The following is a 17,004-nucleotide window of genomic DNA, read 5'->3' on the forward strand; positions in this document are numbered from 1 at the left end:
GGCCTGGTGCTCCGTTCACTCCTCCCGCTCCCCCGGCTGCCGGTCCCGGGGCGCCGTTCGCTCCCCCCGCCCCTCAGGCTGCCGGTCCCGGGGCGCCGTTCGCTCCCCCCGCCCCTCAGGCTGCCGGCCCTGGCGCTCCGTTCACGCCGCCCGCGCCGCCGAGCGGGAGCCCCGTCGCGGTGCCGAAGCTGCCGGTGGGGAGCGGGTTCGAACCGCAGGGACCGACGGCGGAACCTGCCGCGGCCGAGTCCGGTGCGGCCGCGTCGCCCGCGGCCGTGCCGAACATGCCGATGGGCGGGGCCCAGTCGCCGTGGGCCGCGTCGGCTCCGGCCGCTCCGACGACCCCGCCGGCTGCCGCCCCCGCTCCGTCCGTGCCTGAGCCCGAGTTCGGGAGCGGGGACCTGGAGAGCGGCGCGACCATGCGGTTCTCCGCGGCCGCCCTGAAGCGGGAGATCGCCGAGGTCGCCGAGCGCACGGCTGCCGCCGAGGGCGAGGCCGCCGAGGCTCCGGCTGCCACGGAGGCGGCTGAGGAGAGCGACGGGGCGGATGTGATCGAGCTCCGTAGTGTTGCCACGGCTGTTGACGACACGGATGACGATGACGACGACAGCGCCGCCGCCCACGTGAATGGGGCGGCGGAGGTGAGCGAGCTTGGGGACGCTCCTGAGCTGTCGGTGACGGATGAGGACACCGAGTCGGGGGAGACGGAGGCCGAGGCTGGGGCTGAGGCCGAGAAGGTCGCGCCGGAGAGCGTGGCGTCGAGTGACGACGCCGGGGACGCGGACGGCGAGCCTTCGGAGGCTGTGCGGGCGGACGCCGTGGTGGACGCCGACTCCGGCTCCGGCTCCGGCACTGTGGAGGCGGAAGCGGAGGCGGAGGCCACGTTCGAGTCCGCCGAGATCGAGCCGGTGGACGGACCGTCTGCCCAGGACGACTCCGTTCGGGTGAACGCCGAGGCTGCGGCTGACGCGGACGCCGGGGACGAGGACGAGGACGAGGTGACGTCGGAGGCCGAGGAGGCCCCGGCGGCCGAGGCCGTCGCAGACGCCACGCCCCAGGACGCCGCCCCTGCCGACGTGAAGCCCGAGGACGCGGAGCCCTCCGACGCCGTACCGCAGGACAGCGTGCCCCAGGACGCCGTGTCGGCCGCGCCTGCCGAACCGCAGGACGCGCCGCCCGCCTGGGCGCCCCCGCCGGCGCCGCAGGGCGGGCTGCCGCCGCTGCCGCCGTCGTACCAGCCCGCGGCGCCCGCTCCGGCGGCCCAGTGGCCGGTGCAGCCCGCGCCGCAGGCGCCGGCCCCGATGCCCGCCCAGCCGGAGCCGATGGCCGCGCAGGGACCCGGTGCCGTGCCGGGCCAGCAGCAGCCGTTCCACCCCCAGGCACCGCAGCCCGCACCCGCCGCCTGGAACCAGCCCGGCCAGCCGTACGCCCTGGGCGCCCCGACGGCCCCGCAGCCTCCGGCCCCGCAGGCACCACCCGCGCCCAACGCGCAGGGCGCCTACGGCTTCCCGCAGCCCGGCGCCCCGGCCCCGGCACCGCAGGGCGCTCAGCCCCAGGCACCGCTGCCGACCGACGCCGCCGCTCCCATGCCCAACCCGCAGGGCAGCTACGGCTTCCCGCAGCCCGGCGCTCCGGCTCCCCACACCCCCGGCGCCCAACCGCCGGTCGGTGCGCCCGCGCCCGCTCCCGCTCCCGCCCCCAACGCACCCGCCGGTTACGGCTTCCCGCAGCCCGGGGCTCCCACGCCGCCGGTGCCGGGCGGTTACGGCTTCCCTCAGGCCGGCGCTGGGGCCCAGGCCGCTCCCGGAGTTCAGGCCCCGCAGGGGCCGGCCGCTCCCCCGGCGCCCGAAGGGGCCCAGGGGCCCGGGCAACCCGCCGGGTACGGCTTCCCGCAGCCCAGCGGCGCCACGGGTGCACCCGGTGTGCCCAACCCCCCTGCTCAGCCCGGCGGTTACGGGTTCCCGCAGCCGCCTGCCCAGCAGGGACAGCCGGGGCACCCCGGTCAGCCGCAGCAGGCCCAGCAGCCCGCCCCGGCGGCGCAGGACCCGCAGGGTCCGCACGCGGCCCAGCCTCCGCACGACCCGCAGGCACCGCAGGCACCGCAGGCTCCGCAGGCACCCCAGGCGCCGCAGCAGCCTGTCGACCCCCGTCTCGGTGCCGCCTGGCCGCAGCCCATACAGCACGACCAGCGGCAGCCCACCAACCCGGGTGCGGCGCCGCTCGGTTACACCGCGGCCGTGGAGTTGTCCTCGGACCGGCTGCTGAACAACAAGAAGCAGAAGGCGAAGAGCGGACGCCCCGCGGCGGCGCCGAGCCGGTTCAAGATCGGCGGCAAGAAGGAGGAGGCCGAGCGGCAGCGCAAGCTCGACCTGATCCGGACGCCGGTGCTGTCCTGCTACCGGATAGCGGTCATCAGCCTCAAGGGCGGTGTCGGCAAGACCACCACGACCACCGCGCTCGGCTCGACCCTCGCCAGCGAGCGGCAGGACAAGATCCTGGCCATCGACGCCAACCCCGACGCGGGCACGCTCGGGCGCCGTGTGCGCCGGGAGACCGGGGCCACCATCCGTGACCTCGTCCAGGCGATCCCGTACCTCAACTCGTACATGGACATCCGGCGGTTCACCTCCCAGGCGCCCTCCGGACTGGAGATCATCGCCAACGACGTCGACCCGGCCGTGTCCACGACGTTCAACGACGAGGACTACCGGCGCGCGATCGACGTGCTGGGCAGGCAGTACCCCGTCATCCTCACCGACTCCGGTACCGGTCTGCTGTACAGCGCCATGCGCGGTGTGCTCGACCTCGCCGACCAGCTGATCATCATCTCGACGCCGTCCGTGGACGGTGCGAGCAGCGCCAGTACGACGCTGGACTGGCTGTCCGCGCACGGGTACGCCGACCTGGTCTCCCGGTCGATCACCGTCATCAGCGGGGTGCGCGAGACCGGCAAGACGATCAAGGTCGAGGACATCGTGTCCCACTTCGAGACCCGGTGCCGGGGCGTCGTGGTGGTGCCCTTCGACGAGCACCTCGCCGCCGGTGCCGAGGTCGACCTCGACATGATGCGGCCCAAGGTGCGCGAGGCGTACTTCAACCTCGCGGCGATGGTCGCCGAGGACTTCGTACGCCACCAGCAGGCGCACGGCCTGTGGACCAACGACGGCAACCCGCCGCCGGTGGCCGCGCCGCCCATGCCGGGCCAGCCCTTCCCCGGCCAGCCGCCGGTCCAGGGCCAGATGCCGGTCCAAGGCCAGCCGTACGCGCAGGCTCCGGACCAGCAGTACCCGCAGTACCCGCAGCAGCCGGGACAGCCGTACGCCCAGCAGCCGGGACAGCCTTACCCGCCGCAGCAGCCCGGTCAGCCCTATCCGCAGCAGCCGGGCCAGCCCTACCAGCAGGTACCCCAGGCTCCCCAGGCCCCGGGCCAGCCGTATCCGCCCCAGCAGGGGCAGCCGCAGCAGGGGCAGCCGTACCCGCCGCAGCCCGACTACCCCCAGCCCGGCCAGCAGCCCCAGCCCGGCCAGCCGCAGGCACAGCCCCCGCAGGCTCCGCCGCAGCAGTAGGACGCAGGAATGACGAAGGGCGGCCGGTGCCTCACAGCACCGGCCGCCCTTCGGCGTCCTAGGGGGGCCTCGTCGCGCCTAGTCCTCCGCCGCGATCAGCTCCCGGCAGCGCTTCACGTCCTCGGCCATCTGCTCCAGCAGGGCCTCCAGCGTCTCGAACTTCGCCTGTCCGCGCACGTACGCCAGGAAGTCGACGGCGACATGCAGGCCGTACAGGTCGAGGCCGACGCGGTCGATGGCGTACGCCTCCACCGTGCGCTCGGTGCCGTCGAACTGCGGGTTCGTGCCGACGGAGATCGCGGCCGGCATCGCCTCGCCCTCGACGTGCAGATAGCCGGCGTACACGCCGTCGGCCGGGATCGCGGTGTGCGGGAGCGTCTCGACGTTGGCCGTCGGGAAGCCCAGTTCGCGGCCGCGCTGGGCGCCGCGGACGACCACGCCCTCCACGCGGTGCGGGCGGCCCAGGATCTCGCGGGTGCCCTCGACGTCGCCCGCGGCGACCAGGCGCCGGGTGAGGGTCGAGGAGAAGGGCTCGCCGCCGCCCGCCGCGCCGGACACGTACAGGTCGACGACCTCGACCTCGAAGTCGTACACCTCGCCCTGCTCGGCGAGGAACTCCACGGTGCCCGCGGCCTTGTGGCCGAAGCGGAAGTTCGGGCCCTCGACGACCGCCTTGGCGTGCAGCTTGTCGACCAGCACCTTGACCACGAAGTCGGCCGGCGACAGCTTCGAGAACTCCGTGGTGAACGGCAGGATGAGCACCGCGTCCACGCCCAGCTCCGCCATCAGCTCGGCGCGGCGGTGGTGCGCGGCGAGCAGGGGCGGGTGGCTGCCGGGGCGCACGACCTCGCTGGGATGCGGGTCGAAGGTCACCACGACGGAGGGGATGCCCAGCTCACGGGCACGGTCCACGGCATGCTTGATGATCAGCTGGTGGCCGCGGTGGACTCCGTCGTAGGAGCCGATGGTGACGACGCTGCGCCCCCAGTCCTGGGGGATGTCCTCCAAGCCACGCCAGCGCTGCACTGTGACCGCTCCTCGAACCCGTGTCCGTATGTACCGATGCCTGTTACGCAGATCTAAGGGTGCCATGCCGAGTGCCTCGGGCCGTCATCGGCATCGGGGCTGTGACAGGGCGCACGTCCTCAGGCGGGCACGCGTACCCCCGCGAGGTTCCCCAGCATCCGGCGGGTGCTGGGACCCACCACCGCGGCCCACTCGTCCGGTGTGTCGGTGAGCCACCGGGCCATGAGCGCGGCGAAGCCGGGGACGTGCCGTCCCAGGTCGACCAGGCCGCGGTCGAGGCGGGTCGCGCCGTCCGGGGTGCGCACGAGCAGGAGGCCGGTCCGGTGGACGAGGTCGCGGACGTCGTCGTCGCCGCGGTAGGCGGCCGCGTGCAGCAGGGCGTCCAGGACGGCGGGCGCACGCTCGTGGGCGAGCAGGAACTCCAGGAGCTCGCGGCGCAGGGGTCTGGAGGCCGGGGCGCCCGGGGCGGCCAGGACGACCGCGAGTGCGGCGCGCACCCGCTCGGGACCGCCGTCGAGCAGGCCGGTGACCAGGGGCAGGAGTACGGCGCGGGCGGCGGGGCCGTGGTCGAGGCGCCGGTCGATGTACTCGGCCACCTGCCCGGCGGGCTCCGGCCGCAGGTCCGCGGCCTCGCGGACCAGCGCGGCGACCCGGCGGGCAAGCCGGGGTGTGGTGACGTCGGCGAGTGTGCGCAGCGTGTCGCCCACGTCGGGCCCGGCGCTCAGACGGGTCCGGAAGGCGTCGAGGACCGGGTCGGGGTGGGTGGCCAGGGCCGGGGCGAGGGCGCTCGGCGGGAACTGCGGGTCGCCGGAGGCGAACCGGCGCAGGGCCTGGGGGAGGTGGCGGGCGCGGGTCTGCGGGTCCTGGACGAGGAGGGCGAGCGCGCCGCCGTGCAGGCTGCAGTCGGCGGGGCGGGAGAGCAGGGCGAGGGCGGCGTAGCGCAGCAGCTCGCGGTCCGCCTCGGTACGGACGTGCGGCGCGGCGCGCAGCCCGTACGCCACCGCCGCCACCCGCCGGGCGGGCCGCTCGTCGTGTGCCCACCGGTCGACCGCCCGGCAGACGGCCGACGGCTCGTCCTCGGCGAGCACGACGAGCAGCTCGTCGGCCCTGCGGTGTCCACAGCCCACGAGCACCTCGGTGAGGTCGTCCAGGGCCCGGTGCCGGTGTGTGTGCAGCAGGGCCTGCGCGGACGTGGCCACCGTCGCGTGCGGCGTCGCGGGCAACGGCCGCTCGTCGTCGAACCAGCTGATCAGCAGCGGTTGTACGACCCCGGGCTCGGCGGCGAGCAGCCGAGCCACGGCGTCGAGGTACCGGGGGGTGGTGTGAGGGCCCGCCTCACAGGCTCCGGCTCCGGGGGCATCGGCCCCGGAAGGCCCGTCGCCATCGGCAACGTCGACGTCCCCCTGACGCACGCTGCCGATCCCTCGAAGGGAAACCTCCCGGAATCCACGGCCCTGCTCCTCGCCCGCGCCCTCGCGGTCGGGGCCCGCCTCTCCCCCCTCCGACAGCGCCTCGTCCGCCACGACCAGGCGGCGCAGGAGGTCGAGGCGGTCGGAGGCGGGCAGGGGCAGGTCGGTCCAGAAGGAGGGGCCGAACTCGCCGGGTACGGGGCGCTGTTGGCGGCGCCAGGTGACGATGCGGTCGGCCAGGAGGTGCAGGACGCCGGTGTACGGGGTCGCGTCGGGGACGCGCAGGAGCGCCTGGGCGAGCAGGCGGGCGGCCCACCAGGAGGTCGTGTCGGCGTCGACGGCGTGGGTCAGGTCCTCCAGTCGGCGGGCGAGTTGGCTGGTGCCGTGCTGGCGGGCGAGCAGGAGCAGCGCCTGGACGACGGGGCCGACGCGATGGTGCGGGACGGGCACGGGGTGGGGGGTCTGCGCGGTGCGCCTGCGGTGGACCAGGGCGTGCAGGGCCTCGTCCAGGTCGAGGTGCATGCCTTCGATCCAGTCGGCGAGTTCCTCGTGGGCAAAGCGGTAGCCGTTGCCGGCCGGGACCAGGAGACCCTCGGTGAGGACGGCGGACGCCCAGCCGGAGCCGCCGCGGATCCGGGCCACGGCCGGTCCCCAGGGGAACACCGCCTCGAAGGCCTCCCGGTCCAGCTCGCCCTGTCCGGGACCCAGGCTGCGCCGGGCCGCCTCGTGGACCTGTCCGGAGACCCGGGCCGCGAGCCGGCGCACGGCCGTGCCGCGCAGCCCGTTCTCGGCGGCGAGCCGGACCGCGACGCGCAGGCACATCAGGTCGAGGTAGGCGGAGAGGACGTCGTGGCGGTCGAGGCCGGTGAGGGCCGGGGCGTCGGGCAGGGCGGCGCGGACCTCCGAGAGGAGGCGGATGGTGAGGGGGTGGCGGGCGTCCCGGTCGGTGAGCGCGTCGTCGGGGACGGCGTAGCGGGAGCGGGCGCGCCGGGCCTCGTCGGGGGTGAGGTCGGTCAGGCGCACGCAGGGCGGCAGGGGGTGCGCGGCAGCGGCGGCGGGCGTGTGCAGCAGCTCCCGCGGGAACTGCGCCCCGGCGCCCTCCCAGTACTCCTCCCGGCAGGCGACCACCAGGCGCGCCCCGGTCTCGCGCAGCCAGGCCGCGGTGCCCGCCGTCCACTCGCTCAGCCGGTGGGCGAGGACGGGTGGCATCTCTTCGGGCCCGTCGAGGAGGAGGAGCAGGGGGCGGCCGGACCGTCCGGCGAGGCGGGCGAGGCGTTCCGGGCCGATGTCGCCGAGGTCGGCGGGCGGACGGGACTGCGACGCCGCGACGATACGGCCCGCCCGTTCCAGGGCGCGGCACGCCGCGTCGGCGACCGAGCCGTCGGTGTCGTTCAGGTCGGCGCCGCGCAGCCACAGCGTGGGGGCCGGTGCGGTACCGCGGTTGCGGCGGGCGACGAGGGACGCGAGTTCCGTCGTACGACCGCTGCCGGGGGCGCCGACGAGGCCGAGCACGGTGGCGTCGCCCTCGGTGAAGGAGGTCAACTCCCCCACCGCGTCGATGCGTTCGACCGCTTCCACCGGTCCGAGGCCACCGGCGCCGACCCGGCCGACATACCCGGTGAGCGCGCCCGGCGGGCCGTCCTGGCCCACCGAGGTGGCCGTCAGTTCCAGGACGCCGGCCGGGTTGAGGTCGGCGCCGTAGGCGGGCACGGTGGCCGCGTTGCGGGCGAGCAGATCGGCGAGGGGGCCGGCGAGCGCGCCGACGGCGGGACTCAGGGGTACCGCGAAGCCGACGTCCTGGTGGTCGGACCGCAGCGCGGTGCCGAGGACGCCGACCACGGCGCCGGTCTCCGCGTCGAGCACCGGTCCCCCGGCCGCCCCGCCGCCCAGCCGCAGCGCGTCCCGGCCGTCCGTGCCGATGGCCAGCTCCAGCGCGTCGCCGAGGGGGTGGAAGCGGTCCGTTGCCGTGTACGTCACCCGGGTGGCGCCGAGGACCCGGGCCTCGCGCCAGCGGCCCGCGGCGATCCGCACGTACGTGCCGCTGTCGACGCGGTCCCGCACGGTGACGGGAAGCGGTTCGACGCCGAGGCCCTCGGTGCGAACCAGGGCGAGGTCCAGGGCGGGCAACGGGGTGATGGCGTCGGCGGCCACCACGCAGGTCCGCTCGCCGACGGTGTGCAGGACCAGCCGGGGCAGGCCGTCGACGGCCTCGTGGCTGGTGATCACCGTGCCGTGGTGGTCCGCCACGAAGCCGACGCCGCGCGGACGGCCGGCCAGGTCGCGGATCCGCACCAGGGCGTCGTCCGGCGCATGGTCCGTTCGATTCGCGCCGTCGACGGGACTCGTCCCGCTCGGACGGTCCGCCGCCCGGCGCCCGCCCCCCGTCCGCGGGCCCCGCACCGCCATGGTCGAACCTCCCCGCCCGTACCTCCCGTGCCCTGCCTTCGACGGTAGGCGCGGAATGATCAGCGGGACAGATCAGGCGACGAAAGCGCCCCCTTCCGCTCCCCTGGTTCACTCCGAGCGCCTGCCCAGTCGGGTGAATAGGCGGGGGCGGCTGGATACACCCTAGGAGTGGGGGAACCGAGGGGGGACCGTGGAGCGGCGGGCAGTGGAAACACCCCGTGGTTCGCCGCTCCACGGGCAAAGGCGTCAGCCGAAGACGGCCAGGCTCTTCGCCTTGCCCTTCTGTTCCTCCACGAGCGCGAGGAAGCGGCCCTCGGGATCGAAGACGGCGACGGGGCCGGTGCCCGCGTACTGGTCGGGCATGTCCAGGCGCACGCCGTTGGTGAGCAGCTTGGCGCGCCTGGTGTCCACGTCCCAGCGCGGGAACGCGGCCGCGGCCGCCTGAGCGATCGGCATCACGCTCAGCTCCTGCTGGAGCTGGTCGAGGGTGCGCGCCGAGTCGAGCTTGTACGGTCCGACGCGCGTGCGGCGCAGCGCGGTGAGGTGGCCGCCGACGCCCAGATCGGCGCCCAGGTCCCGGGCCAGGGCCCGGATGTAGGTGCCGGAGGAGCAGACCACCGAGACGACCAGGTCGAGCACCGGGGTGCCGTCCTCGGCGACCGCGTCCCGGACGTCGTACACCGCGAAGGACGAGACGGTGACGGGCCGCGCGGGGATCTCGAAGTCCTCACCCTCGCGCGCCCGCTTGTACGACCGCACGCCGTCGATCTTGATGGCGCTGACCTTGGACGGCACCTGCATGATGTCGCCGGTCAGCTTGGTGATGCCGGCGTCGATCGCGGCGCGGGCGATCCCGGACGCGTCGGTGGAGGAGGTGATGTCCCCCTCGGCGTCGTCCGTGACCGTGTTCTGCCCGAGGCGGATGGTCCCCAGGTACTCCTTCTCGGTCAGCGCGAGGTGTCCGAGAAGCTTCGTCGCCTTCTCGACACCGAGGACGAGCACGCCCGTCGCCATGGGGTCGAGGGTGCCGGCGTGCCCGACCCGGCGGGTCCGGGCGATGCCGCGCATCTTGGCGACGACGTCGTGCGAAGTGAAGCCCGACGGCTTGTCGACGATGACAAGGCCGTCGGGCGGGGTGGGCTTGCTGGTCATTCGGCGGCGTCGTCCGTCTCGTCGGAGTCCTCGTCCGCACCCGGCTTCTTGTACGGGTCGGCGTCACCGGCGTACACGGCGCCCGCGGACACCTCACGCACCTTGGCGTCGGACTGGCGCGCCTTGTCGAGGAGGTCCTCGATGGTCCGGGCGGTGTCCGGGAGGGCGTCCGCGACGAAGGTGAGGGTCGGCGTGAACTTCACACCGGCCGCGCGGCCGACCTCGGAGCGCAGGATGCCCTTGGCGCTCTCCAGTCCGGCGGCCGCGGCCTGCCGCTCCTCGTCGTCGCCGTACACCGTGTAGAAGACGGTCGCCTCCCGCAGGTCCCCGGTGACCCGGGTGTCCGTGATGGTGACGTGTGAGCCGAGCCGCGGGTCCTTGATCCCGCGCTGCAGCTTCTGGGCCACCACCTCTCGGATGAGGTCCGCCAGCCTTTTCGCCCGCGCGTTGTCGGCCACTGGTCCGTCTCCCGTTCTTTCTTCTTCTACGTTCTGCGTTCTAGTCGTCGTCGCCGTGGAGGCGCCGTCGGACGGACAGCAGCTCCACCTCGGGGCGGCCGGCGACCAGCCGTTCGCACCGGTCGAGTACGTCGGTGAGATGCCCCGCGTCGCCCGAGACCACCGCCAGGCCGATGCCGGCCCTGCGATGAAGGTCCATGTGGTCGACCTCGGCAGCGCTGACCGCGTACTTCCGCTGGAGTTCGGCGACGATCGGGCGGACGACGGAGCGCTTCTCCTTCAGCGACCGCACGTCGCCGAGGAGGAGGTCGAAGGACAGAGTCCCCACGTACATGTGTGTATCCGGTTAACCCGCCGGTACGGGATCGATGGCCCTGCCATCGGAATCGGCAGGGGCATCAAGAACGGTACCGCGAACCCGCTGGGGGCTCGACGGAGTTTCCGCTCGGCAAACGGCGCGCTGGCCGACGGAACCGAAGTCCCGTCGGCCAGCGCGAACCGGAGGCTGTTACACCCGCGGCTTCTCCCGCATCTCGTACGTCGCGATGACGTCGTCCACCTTGATGTCGTTGAAGTTTCCGAGGTTGATACCACCCTCGTAGCCTTCGCGGATCTCGGTGACGTCGTCCTTGAAGCGACGCAGGCCCTCGATGTTGAGGTTCTCCGCGACCACCTTGCCGTCGCGGATGAGGCGCGCCTTGGTGTTGCGCTTGACCTCGCCCGAGCGGATGAGGACACCGGCGATGTTGCCCAGCTTGGACGACTTGAAGACCTCGCGGATCTCCGCCGTACCGAGCTCGACCTCTTCGTACTCCGGCTTGAGCATGCCCTTGAGGGCCGCCTCGATCTCCTCGATCGCCTGGTAGATGACCGAGTAGTACCGGACGTCCACGCCCTCGCGCTCGGCCATCTGCGCCGCGCGGCCGGCCGCGCGGACGTTGAAGCCGATCACGATGGCGTCGGAGCCCATCGCCAGGTCGATGTCGGACTCCGTGACCGCACCGACGCCGCGGTGCAGGACGCGGATGTCGACCTCTTCGCCGACGTCCAGCTGCAGCAGGGAGGACTCCAGGGCCTCGACCGAACCAGAAGCGTCACCCTTGATGATCAGGTTCAGCTGCTGGACCTCGCCGGCCTTCAGCACCTTGTCCAGGTCCTCCAGCGACACGCGGCGCGTGCGCTTGGCGAACGCGGCGTTGCGCTCACGGGCGGCACGCTTCTCGGCGATCTGACGGGCCGTACGGTCCTCGTCGACCACCAGGAAGTTGTCGCCCGCACCCGGGACGTTGGTCAGGCCCAGGACCTGGACCGGCGTCGACGGGCCCGCCTCGGCGACGTTGTTGCCGTTGTCGTCGAGCATGGCGCGGACTCGGCCGTAGGCGTCGCCCACGACCATCGTGTCGCCGACCCGCAGCGTTCCTCGCTGGACGAGGACCGTCGCCACGGCACCGCGGCCGCGGTCGAGACGGGACTCGATCGAGATGCCCTGCGCGTCCTGGTGCGGGTTGGCCCGCAGGTCGAGCGAGGCGTCCGCGGTGAGGACGACGGCCTCCAGGAGGCTGTCGATGTGCAGACCCTGCTTGGCGGAGATGTCGACGAACATCGTGTCGCCGCCGTACTCCTCGGCCACCAGGCCGTACTCGGTCAGCTGACCGCGCACCTTGGTCGGGTCGGCGCCCTCGACGTCGATCTTGTTGACCGCGACGACGATCGGCACGTCGGCCGCCTTCGCGTGGTTGAGCGCCTCGACCGTCTGCGGCATGACGCCGTCGTTGGCCGCGACGACCAGGATCGCGATGTCGGTCGACTTCGCACCACGGGCACGCATGGCGGTGAACGCCTCGTGACCCGGGGTGTCGATGAAGGTGATCTTCCGCTCTTCGTCGTTGACCTCGGTCGAGACCTGGTAGGCACCGATGTGCTGGGTGATGCCGCCGGCCTCGCCCGCGATGACGTTCGTCTTGCGGATGGCGTCGAGCAGTCGGGTCTTACCGTGGTCGACGTGACCCATGACGGTGACGACCGGCGGACGGACCACCAGGTCCTCCTCGTCGCCCTCGTCCTCGCCGAACTCGATGTCGAAGGACTCGAGCAGCTCGCGGTCCTCCTCCTCGGGGCTGACGATCTGAACGGCGTAGTTCATCTCGCCGGCGAGGAGCTGCAGCGTCTCGTCGGAGACGGACTGCGTCGCGGTGACCATCTCGCCGAGGTTCATCATGACCGCGACGAGCGACGCCGGGTTGGCGTTGATCTTCTCCGCGAAGTCGGTGAGCGACGCACCGCGCGACAGGCGAATGGTCTCGCCGTTGCCGCGAGGCAGCATCACACCGCCGACCGACGGGGCCTGCATGGCCTCGTACTCCTGGCGCCTCTGCCGCTTCGACTTGCGACCACGACGCGCGGGACCGCCGGGACGACCGAAGGCGCCCTGCGTGCCACCACGGCCACCGGGACCGCCGGGACGGCCACCGAAGCCGGGACGACCGCCGCCGCCGGCACCCGCGGGACCACCGGGACGACCGGCGAAGCCGCCACCGCCACCGCCACCGGGACCACCGGGGCGACCGGCGAAGCCGCCACCGCCACCGCCACCGGGACGACCGGCGAAGCCGCCGCCGCCCGGACGACCGCCACCGCCACCGGGACGACCGCCACCGCCACCGGGACCACGGCCGCCGGGGCCACCGCCACCGGGACGCGGGCCGGCAGCCGGACGCTGCGGCATCATGCCGGGGTTCGGACGCGGACCCGCGGAACCGCCGCCGGGACGCGGACCGCCCTGCGGACGGGGCATGCCGGAGGGCGACGGACGACCGGCGCCTCCGCCGTGACCGCCCGGAGCCTGCGGACGCGGACCGCCGCCCTGACCGCCGGGCGCCTGCGGACGCGGACCGGCGCCGGGGGCACCGGGGCCACCGGGACGCGGGCCGCCCTGCGGACGGGGCGCCTGCGGGCGCGCCATGCCGGTGGAGCCACCGGACGTGAAGGGGTTGTTCCCCGGACGCGGACCGGCCGGACGGGCACCCGGACGCGGGGCCTGGCCACCGGGACGGGGCGCGCCCTGACCCGGACGACCACCCTGACGCTGGTCGCGGTCGGCACCTGCCGGACGGCCACCGGGCTTGGGAGCACCCGGACGGGCACCCGGACGCGGGGCCTGGGCGGCCGGCGCCTGCGGGGGCGCGGCGGCGGCCGGCGGAGCGGTGAACTCCGGGGCGGCCGGTGCCGGACGCGGCGCGGGCTTCGGACCCGGACGCGGGCCCGGGGCCGGCGACGAGGCCGCCGGAGCGACGGGGGTCACCGGAGCCGGAGCCGGCGGCTGCGGGGCCGTCGGAGGCTTGGGGGCGGCCGGCTTCGGCGCGGCCGGACGCGCCGCCTGCGCCGGAGAGGGCGCGGCGGGCCTTGGGGCAGCCTTACGGGGGGCCGGCTTCGCGGACTTGCCGCTGCCGCCCTCGAAGGCGTCAGTCAGTTTGCGTACAACGGGCGCCTCGATCGTGGAGGACGCCGAACGGACGAATTCACCGAGTTCCTGGAGCTTGGCCATGACGACCTTGCTCTCAACCCCGAACTCCTTGGCGAGTTCGTATACCCGGACCTTAGCCACTTCGCTCCTTTTAGGTCCGGGTGCGTCCGGACCGTTGCTACTTCATGGGCGTACTCATCGCGTGCTCATCGAGTGCTCATCGCAATCTCGACCTACTTCCAACTCGCGGGGTACCAGAGCCGCGCGGACGTTCCGTGCGACGCTTCTTACGGTGTTGCCTGCTCGGCAACTGTCGTCTGCTCGACGTACTGGCGCAACGCCTTTGTGTCGAGCGCTCCGGGGGCGCGCAGCGCCCTCGTGAACGCCCGGCGGCGTACCGCCTGGTCGAGACAGACCAAGACAGGGTGCACATAGGCACCCCGGCCGGGCAGCGTACCGCGAAGATCGGGGACGCAGGCGTCCTCGATCGCCACGATGCGCAGCAGCTGCGTCTTGGCCGACCGCTCCCGGCACCCCACACAGGTGCGTTCAGGGCATGCTCGGGCGTCGATCCGGCCAGACACAGCTAAGTCTACCTCCCCGCGGCGACCTCACCCTTTTGGGTATGGACTCGAACAGTTGCCGCGTTGTAACTGACGAGATCTGAACCACTACAGGCTGAGATCTATTCCTCCGACTGCTCGGTGTCGGGACGGATGTCGATCCGCCAGCCGGTGAGGCGGGCGGCGAGGCGGGCGTTCTGGCCCTCCTTGCCGATCGCCAGCGACAGCTGGTAGTCGGGCACGGTCACCCGGGCGGACCGGGAGGCCATGTCCACGACCTCCACCTTGGAGACCCGGGCGGGCGACAGGGCGTTCGCCACCATCTCGGCCGGGTCGTCCGACCAGTCGACGATGTCGATCTTCTCGCCGTTGAGCTCGCCCATCACGTTGCGCACCCGGCCGCCCATGGGGCCGATGCAGGCGCCCTTGGCGTTCAGGCCCGATCGGGTGGATCGGACGGCGATCTTGGTGCGGTGACCGGCCTCGCGGGCGATGGCGGCGATCTCGACGGAACCGTCGGCGATCTCCGGCACCTCCAGGGCGAAGAGCTTCTTCACCAGATTGGGGTGCGTGCGCGAAAGGGTGACGGAGGGACCGCGGACGCCCTTCGCCACCCGGACGACGTACGAGCGCAGGCGCATGCCATGCTGGTAGGACTCCCCCGGCACCTGCTCCTGCACCGGCAGGATGGCCTCCAGCTTGCCGATGTCGACGAGCACGTTCTTGGGGTCGCGGCCCTGCTGGACCACACCGGTGACGATGTCGCCCTCGCGGCCGGCGTACTCGCCGAGCGTCGCGTCGTCCTCGGCGTCGCGCAGCCGCTGCAGGATCACCTGCTTGGCGGTGGTGGCGGCGATACGGCCGAAGCCGGACGGGGTGTCGTCGAACTCGCGGGGCTCCTGGCCCTCTTCGAGGTCCTCGGGGTCCTCCTTCGCCCACACGGTCACATGTCCGGTCTCCCGGTTGAGCTCCACGCGCGCGTGCCGGCGGCTTCCCTCGGTGCGGTGATAGGCGATGAGGAGGGCCGACTCGATCGCCTCGACCAGCAGGTCGAAGGAGATCTCCTTCTCCCGTACCAAGCCCCGCAGGGCGCTCATGTCGATGTCCACGGCTACGCCTCCTCTTCCTTCTTGTTGTCCTTGCGGCTGAATTCGACCTGGACGCGCGCCCGGGCGATCTCCGGGAAGGCGAGTCTGCGGGAGGTGGCCTTGCGGCCCTTGACCCCGGGGACCTCCACGTCGAGACCCTCGTCGTCGACGTCCAGGATCCGGGCGACCAGTTCGTCGCCCTCGGCCAGCTGGAACTTGACCAGCCGGTCGACGGCGCGCACATAGTGGCGGTGCTCCGTCAGAAGGCGCTCCGCGCCCGGGGTGCCGACCTCCAGGTCGTACGCGCCCTCGCCCATCGCGTTCGTCTCGTCGAGCTTCGCCGAGAGCGCGCGGCTCACATCGGCGATCTGGTCCAGGTCCGCACCGGAGTCGGAGTCGACGACGACGCGCAGCACCCGCTTGCGTCCGACGGAGTCCACGGCGATCTCTTCGAGATCGAGGCCCTGTGAGGTGACGAGCGGTTCCAGAAGTTCTCGCAGCCTCTCGCTCTGGGTGGTGCTCATCCGGGTGACTCCTCGGCCGCGTGTGCTGTTGTGGGATGGGTCGCGTGTCTGGTCAAAGGGTATCCGGTCGCGGGGAGTGTTGCCGTCCACCTGTGCATGGGCGGTGCCGGTGAGTGGTGCCGGGCCGCCGCGCGGGTACCGTGATCACGGGCGCGCCCGCCCCTTTCTTCGTACGAGTTCCCCGAGGACGTCTGCCGTGCCGTTCCCCTCGCCGTCGCGCACCCCCTCGGGCGTGCGCAGAAGGAGCCTGTTCGCCTCGGCGGCCTCGGCCGCCCTGCTCGCGGGCTGTGCCGCCGAACCCCGTCCCGACGCAGGTCGCAGCGGCCCGTCGGCCGTCGACCGGGCACGCGCGCGTGCGGCCCGGGACAGCCGGGGGCTGCTGGAGCAGTACGACGCGGTGATCGCCGCGCACCCGGCGCTCGCGGAGCGGCTCGCGCCGTTGCGCGCGACGGTCGCGGCGCACGCGGCGGCGTTCGAGGACGGCACGCCCTCCCCGTCGGCCACCTCGCGGTCCGCGTCTGCCGCGTCTGCCGGGGCGTCCGCGACGGCGTCCGCCTCCCCCGCCGTCCCCACGCGGGAGAAGGACGCCCTCGCCGGCCTCGCGGCGGCCGAGCGCGCCCTCGCCGACCGGCGCGCCAAGGCCCTCCCGGACCTGCCGGGAGAGCCGGCGCGGCTGCTGGCGTCGGTGGCGGCGGCCGGGGCGGCGCACGCGTATCTGCTGACGGAGCGTGGCGCATGAGCGGAACGCGGGAGCGGGAGGGCGCGGCTCTCCGGGTGCGGAAGGAGACCGCCGAATGAGCGACGAGGCCAAGGCAGCCGAACTGAAGGCGCTGCAGGCGGCGCTGGCTGCCGAACACGCGGCCGTGTACGGGTACGGGGTCGTCGGCGGACGGATCAGCCAGGCGCGCCGGGTGGCGGCGCGGTCCGCGTACGACGGGCACCGGGCGCAGCGGGACGCGCTGACCCGCGAGGTCCGCGACCTGGGCGGCACGCCGGTCCCCGCGAGTGCCGGCTACGCGCTGCCGTTCCCGGTGCAGGACGCGGCCGCGGCGGTCCGGCTCGCCGCCGAGCTGGAGAACCGGGTGGCCGGAGTGTACTCCGACCTGGTGCGGGCGACCGCGGGCGCGCGGCGGGTCGCCGCCGCCGCGTCGCTCCGGCAGGCCGCGGTGCTGGCGGCACGCTGGAGCGGGGAGAGCGTAGCCTTCCCTGGTCTGGCCGAGCGGACCGGCGAGGCGGCCGGTGCGACCGGTGCGACGGGCACAGCCCCGGCCTCCGGTACGGCTCCGGCCTCGCCTTCGGCGACACCGACGGCCTGACCCCGTGGCGTGACAGGCGGCGTGAGCGCGGTA

At 73.7% G+C, this 17,004-nt stretch carries 12 protein-coding genes; 3 read left to right on the plus strand and 9 right to left on the minus strand.

Translation table 11 applies throughout. The features are described from left to right. Nucleotides 1-371: 371 nt before the first annotated feature. Complete coding sequence (locus tag ACWGKT_RS32960) at nucleotides 372-3,566, plus strand: MinD/ParA family ATP-binding protein (protein WP_453276572.1); 3,195 nt, start codon at nucleotides 372-374, stop codon at nucleotides 3,564-3,566. Nucleotides 3,567-3,644: 78 nt separating this feature from the next. Here the strand turns inward: ACWGKT_RS32960 and ACWGKT_RS32965 are convergent, their stop codons facing one another. From ACWGKT_RS32965 to rimP, 9 genes are all read right to left on the minus strand, one after another. Next, nucleotides 3,645-4,592 (minus strand): bifunctional riboflavin kinase/FAD synthetase, encoded by a 948-nt coding sequence (locus ACWGKT_RS32965; RefSeq protein ID WP_235458650.1) that lies wholly within the window; start codon nucleotides 4,590-4,592, stop codon nucleotides 3,645-3,647. Between the two features lie 119 nt (nucleotides 4,593-4,711). Then, nucleotides 4,712-8,407 (minus strand): trypsin-like peptidase domain-containing protein, encoded by a 3,696-nt coding sequence (locus ACWGKT_RS32970; RefSeq protein ID WP_453276538.1) that lies wholly within the window; start codon nucleotides 8,405-8,407, stop codon nucleotides 4,712-4,714. A gap of 246 nt (nucleotides 8,408-8,653) precedes the next feature. Then, a complete protein-coding gene (gene truB / locus ACWGKT_RS32975; protein ID WP_356155169.1) occupies nucleotides 8,654-9,559 on the minus strand; it encodes a tRNA pseudouridine(55) synthase TruB in 906 nt (301 codons plus the stop codon). Continuing rightward, nucleotides 9,556-10,017 carry a 30S ribosome-binding factor RbfA gene (gene rbfA, locus ACWGKT_RS32980; RefSeq protein ID WP_235458647.1) on the minus strand — a complete coding sequence of 154 codons (462 nt, stop codon included), beginning with the start codon at nucleotides 10,015-10,017 and terminating at the stop codon, nucleotides 9,556-9,558. The genes truB and rbfA overlap by 4 nt, the downstream gene beginning before the upstream one ends. Before the next feature lie 40 nt (nucleotides 10,018-10,057). Further along, nucleotides 10,058-10,351: a DUF503 domain-containing protein gene (locus ACWGKT_RS32985; protein WP_356155165.1), complete on the minus strand. Its 294-nt coding sequence runs from the start codon at nucleotides 10,349-10,351 to the stop codon at nucleotides 10,058-10,060. Between the two features lie 174 nt (nucleotides 10,352-10,525). After that, the gene (infB, locus tag ACWGKT_RS32990) at nucleotides 10,526-13,621 is read right to left on the minus strand and encodes a translation initiation factor IF-2 (RefSeq protein ID WP_356155163.1); all 3,096 of its coding nucleotides are present in this window, start codon (nucleotides 13,619-13,621) and stop codon (nucleotides 10,526-10,528) included. A 146-nt stretch (nucleotides 13,622-13,767) separates the two neighbouring features. Continuing rightward, the gene (locus ACWGKT_RS32995; RefSeq protein WP_235458644.1) at nucleotides 13,768-14,064 is read right to left on the minus strand and encodes a YlxR family protein; all 297 of its coding nucleotides are present in this window, start codon (nucleotides 14,062-14,064) and stop codon (nucleotides 13,768-13,770) included. Nucleotides 14,065-14,165: 101 nt separating this feature from the next. Then, nucleotides 14,166-15,152, minus strand: a complete 987-nt coding sequence (gene nusA, locus ACWGKT_RS33000) for a transcription termination factor NusA (RefSeq protein ID WP_235458643.1) — start codon at nucleotides 15,150-15,152, stop codon at nucleotides 14,166-14,168. A gap of 2 nt (nucleotides 15,153-15,154) precedes the next feature. After that, nucleotides 15,155-15,655 (minus strand): ribosome maturation factor RimP, encoded by a 501-nt coding sequence (gene rimP, locus ACWGKT_RS33005; RefSeq protein WP_453276539.1) that lies wholly within the window; start codon nucleotides 15,653-15,655, stop codon nucleotides 15,155-15,157. Between the two features lie 196 nt (nucleotides 15,656-15,851). On the opposite strand from rimP, the gene ACWGKT_RS33010 reads away from it, so the two are divergent. After that, nucleotides 15,852-16,394: a hypothetical protein gene (locus tag ACWGKT_RS33010; protein ID WP_356155156.1), complete on the plus strand. Its 543-nt coding sequence runs from the start codon at nucleotides 15,852-15,854 to the stop codon at nucleotides 16,392-16,394. A 55-nt stretch (nucleotides 16,395-16,449) separates the two neighbouring features. Continuing rightward, nucleotides 16,450-16,971 (plus strand): ferritin-like domain-containing protein, encoded by a 522-nt coding sequence (locus ACWGKT_RS33015; RefSeq protein ID WP_356155154.1) that lies wholly within the window; start codon nucleotides 16,450-16,452, stop codon nucleotides 16,969-16,971. Nucleotides 16,972-17,004 lie beyond the last annotated feature (33 nt).

Source organism: Streptomyces sp. NPDC054794 (assembly GCF_053611585.1).

Coding starts and splice junctions, on each gene's coding strand:
- ACWGKT_RS32970 (WP_453276538.1), bottom strand. CDS start 8,407: ATGGCGGTGCGGGGCCCGCGGACGGGGGGCGGGCGCCGGGCGGCGGAC.
- truB (WP_356155169.1), bottom strand. CDS start 9,559: ATGACCAGCAAGCCCACCCCGCCCGACGGCCTTGTCATCGTCGACAAG.
- ACWGKT_RS32985 (WP_356155165.1), bottom strand. CDS start 10,351: ATGTACGTGGGGACTCTGTCCTTCGACCTCCTCCTCGGCGACGTGCGG.
- rimP (WP_453276539.1), bottom strand. CDS start 15,655: ATGAGCACCACCCAGAGCGAGAGGCTGCGAGAACTTCTGGAACCGCTC.
- ACWGKT_RS33015 (WP_356155154.1), top strand. CDS start 16,450: ATGAGCGACGAGGCCAAGGCAGCCGAACTGAAGGCGCTGCAGGCGGCG.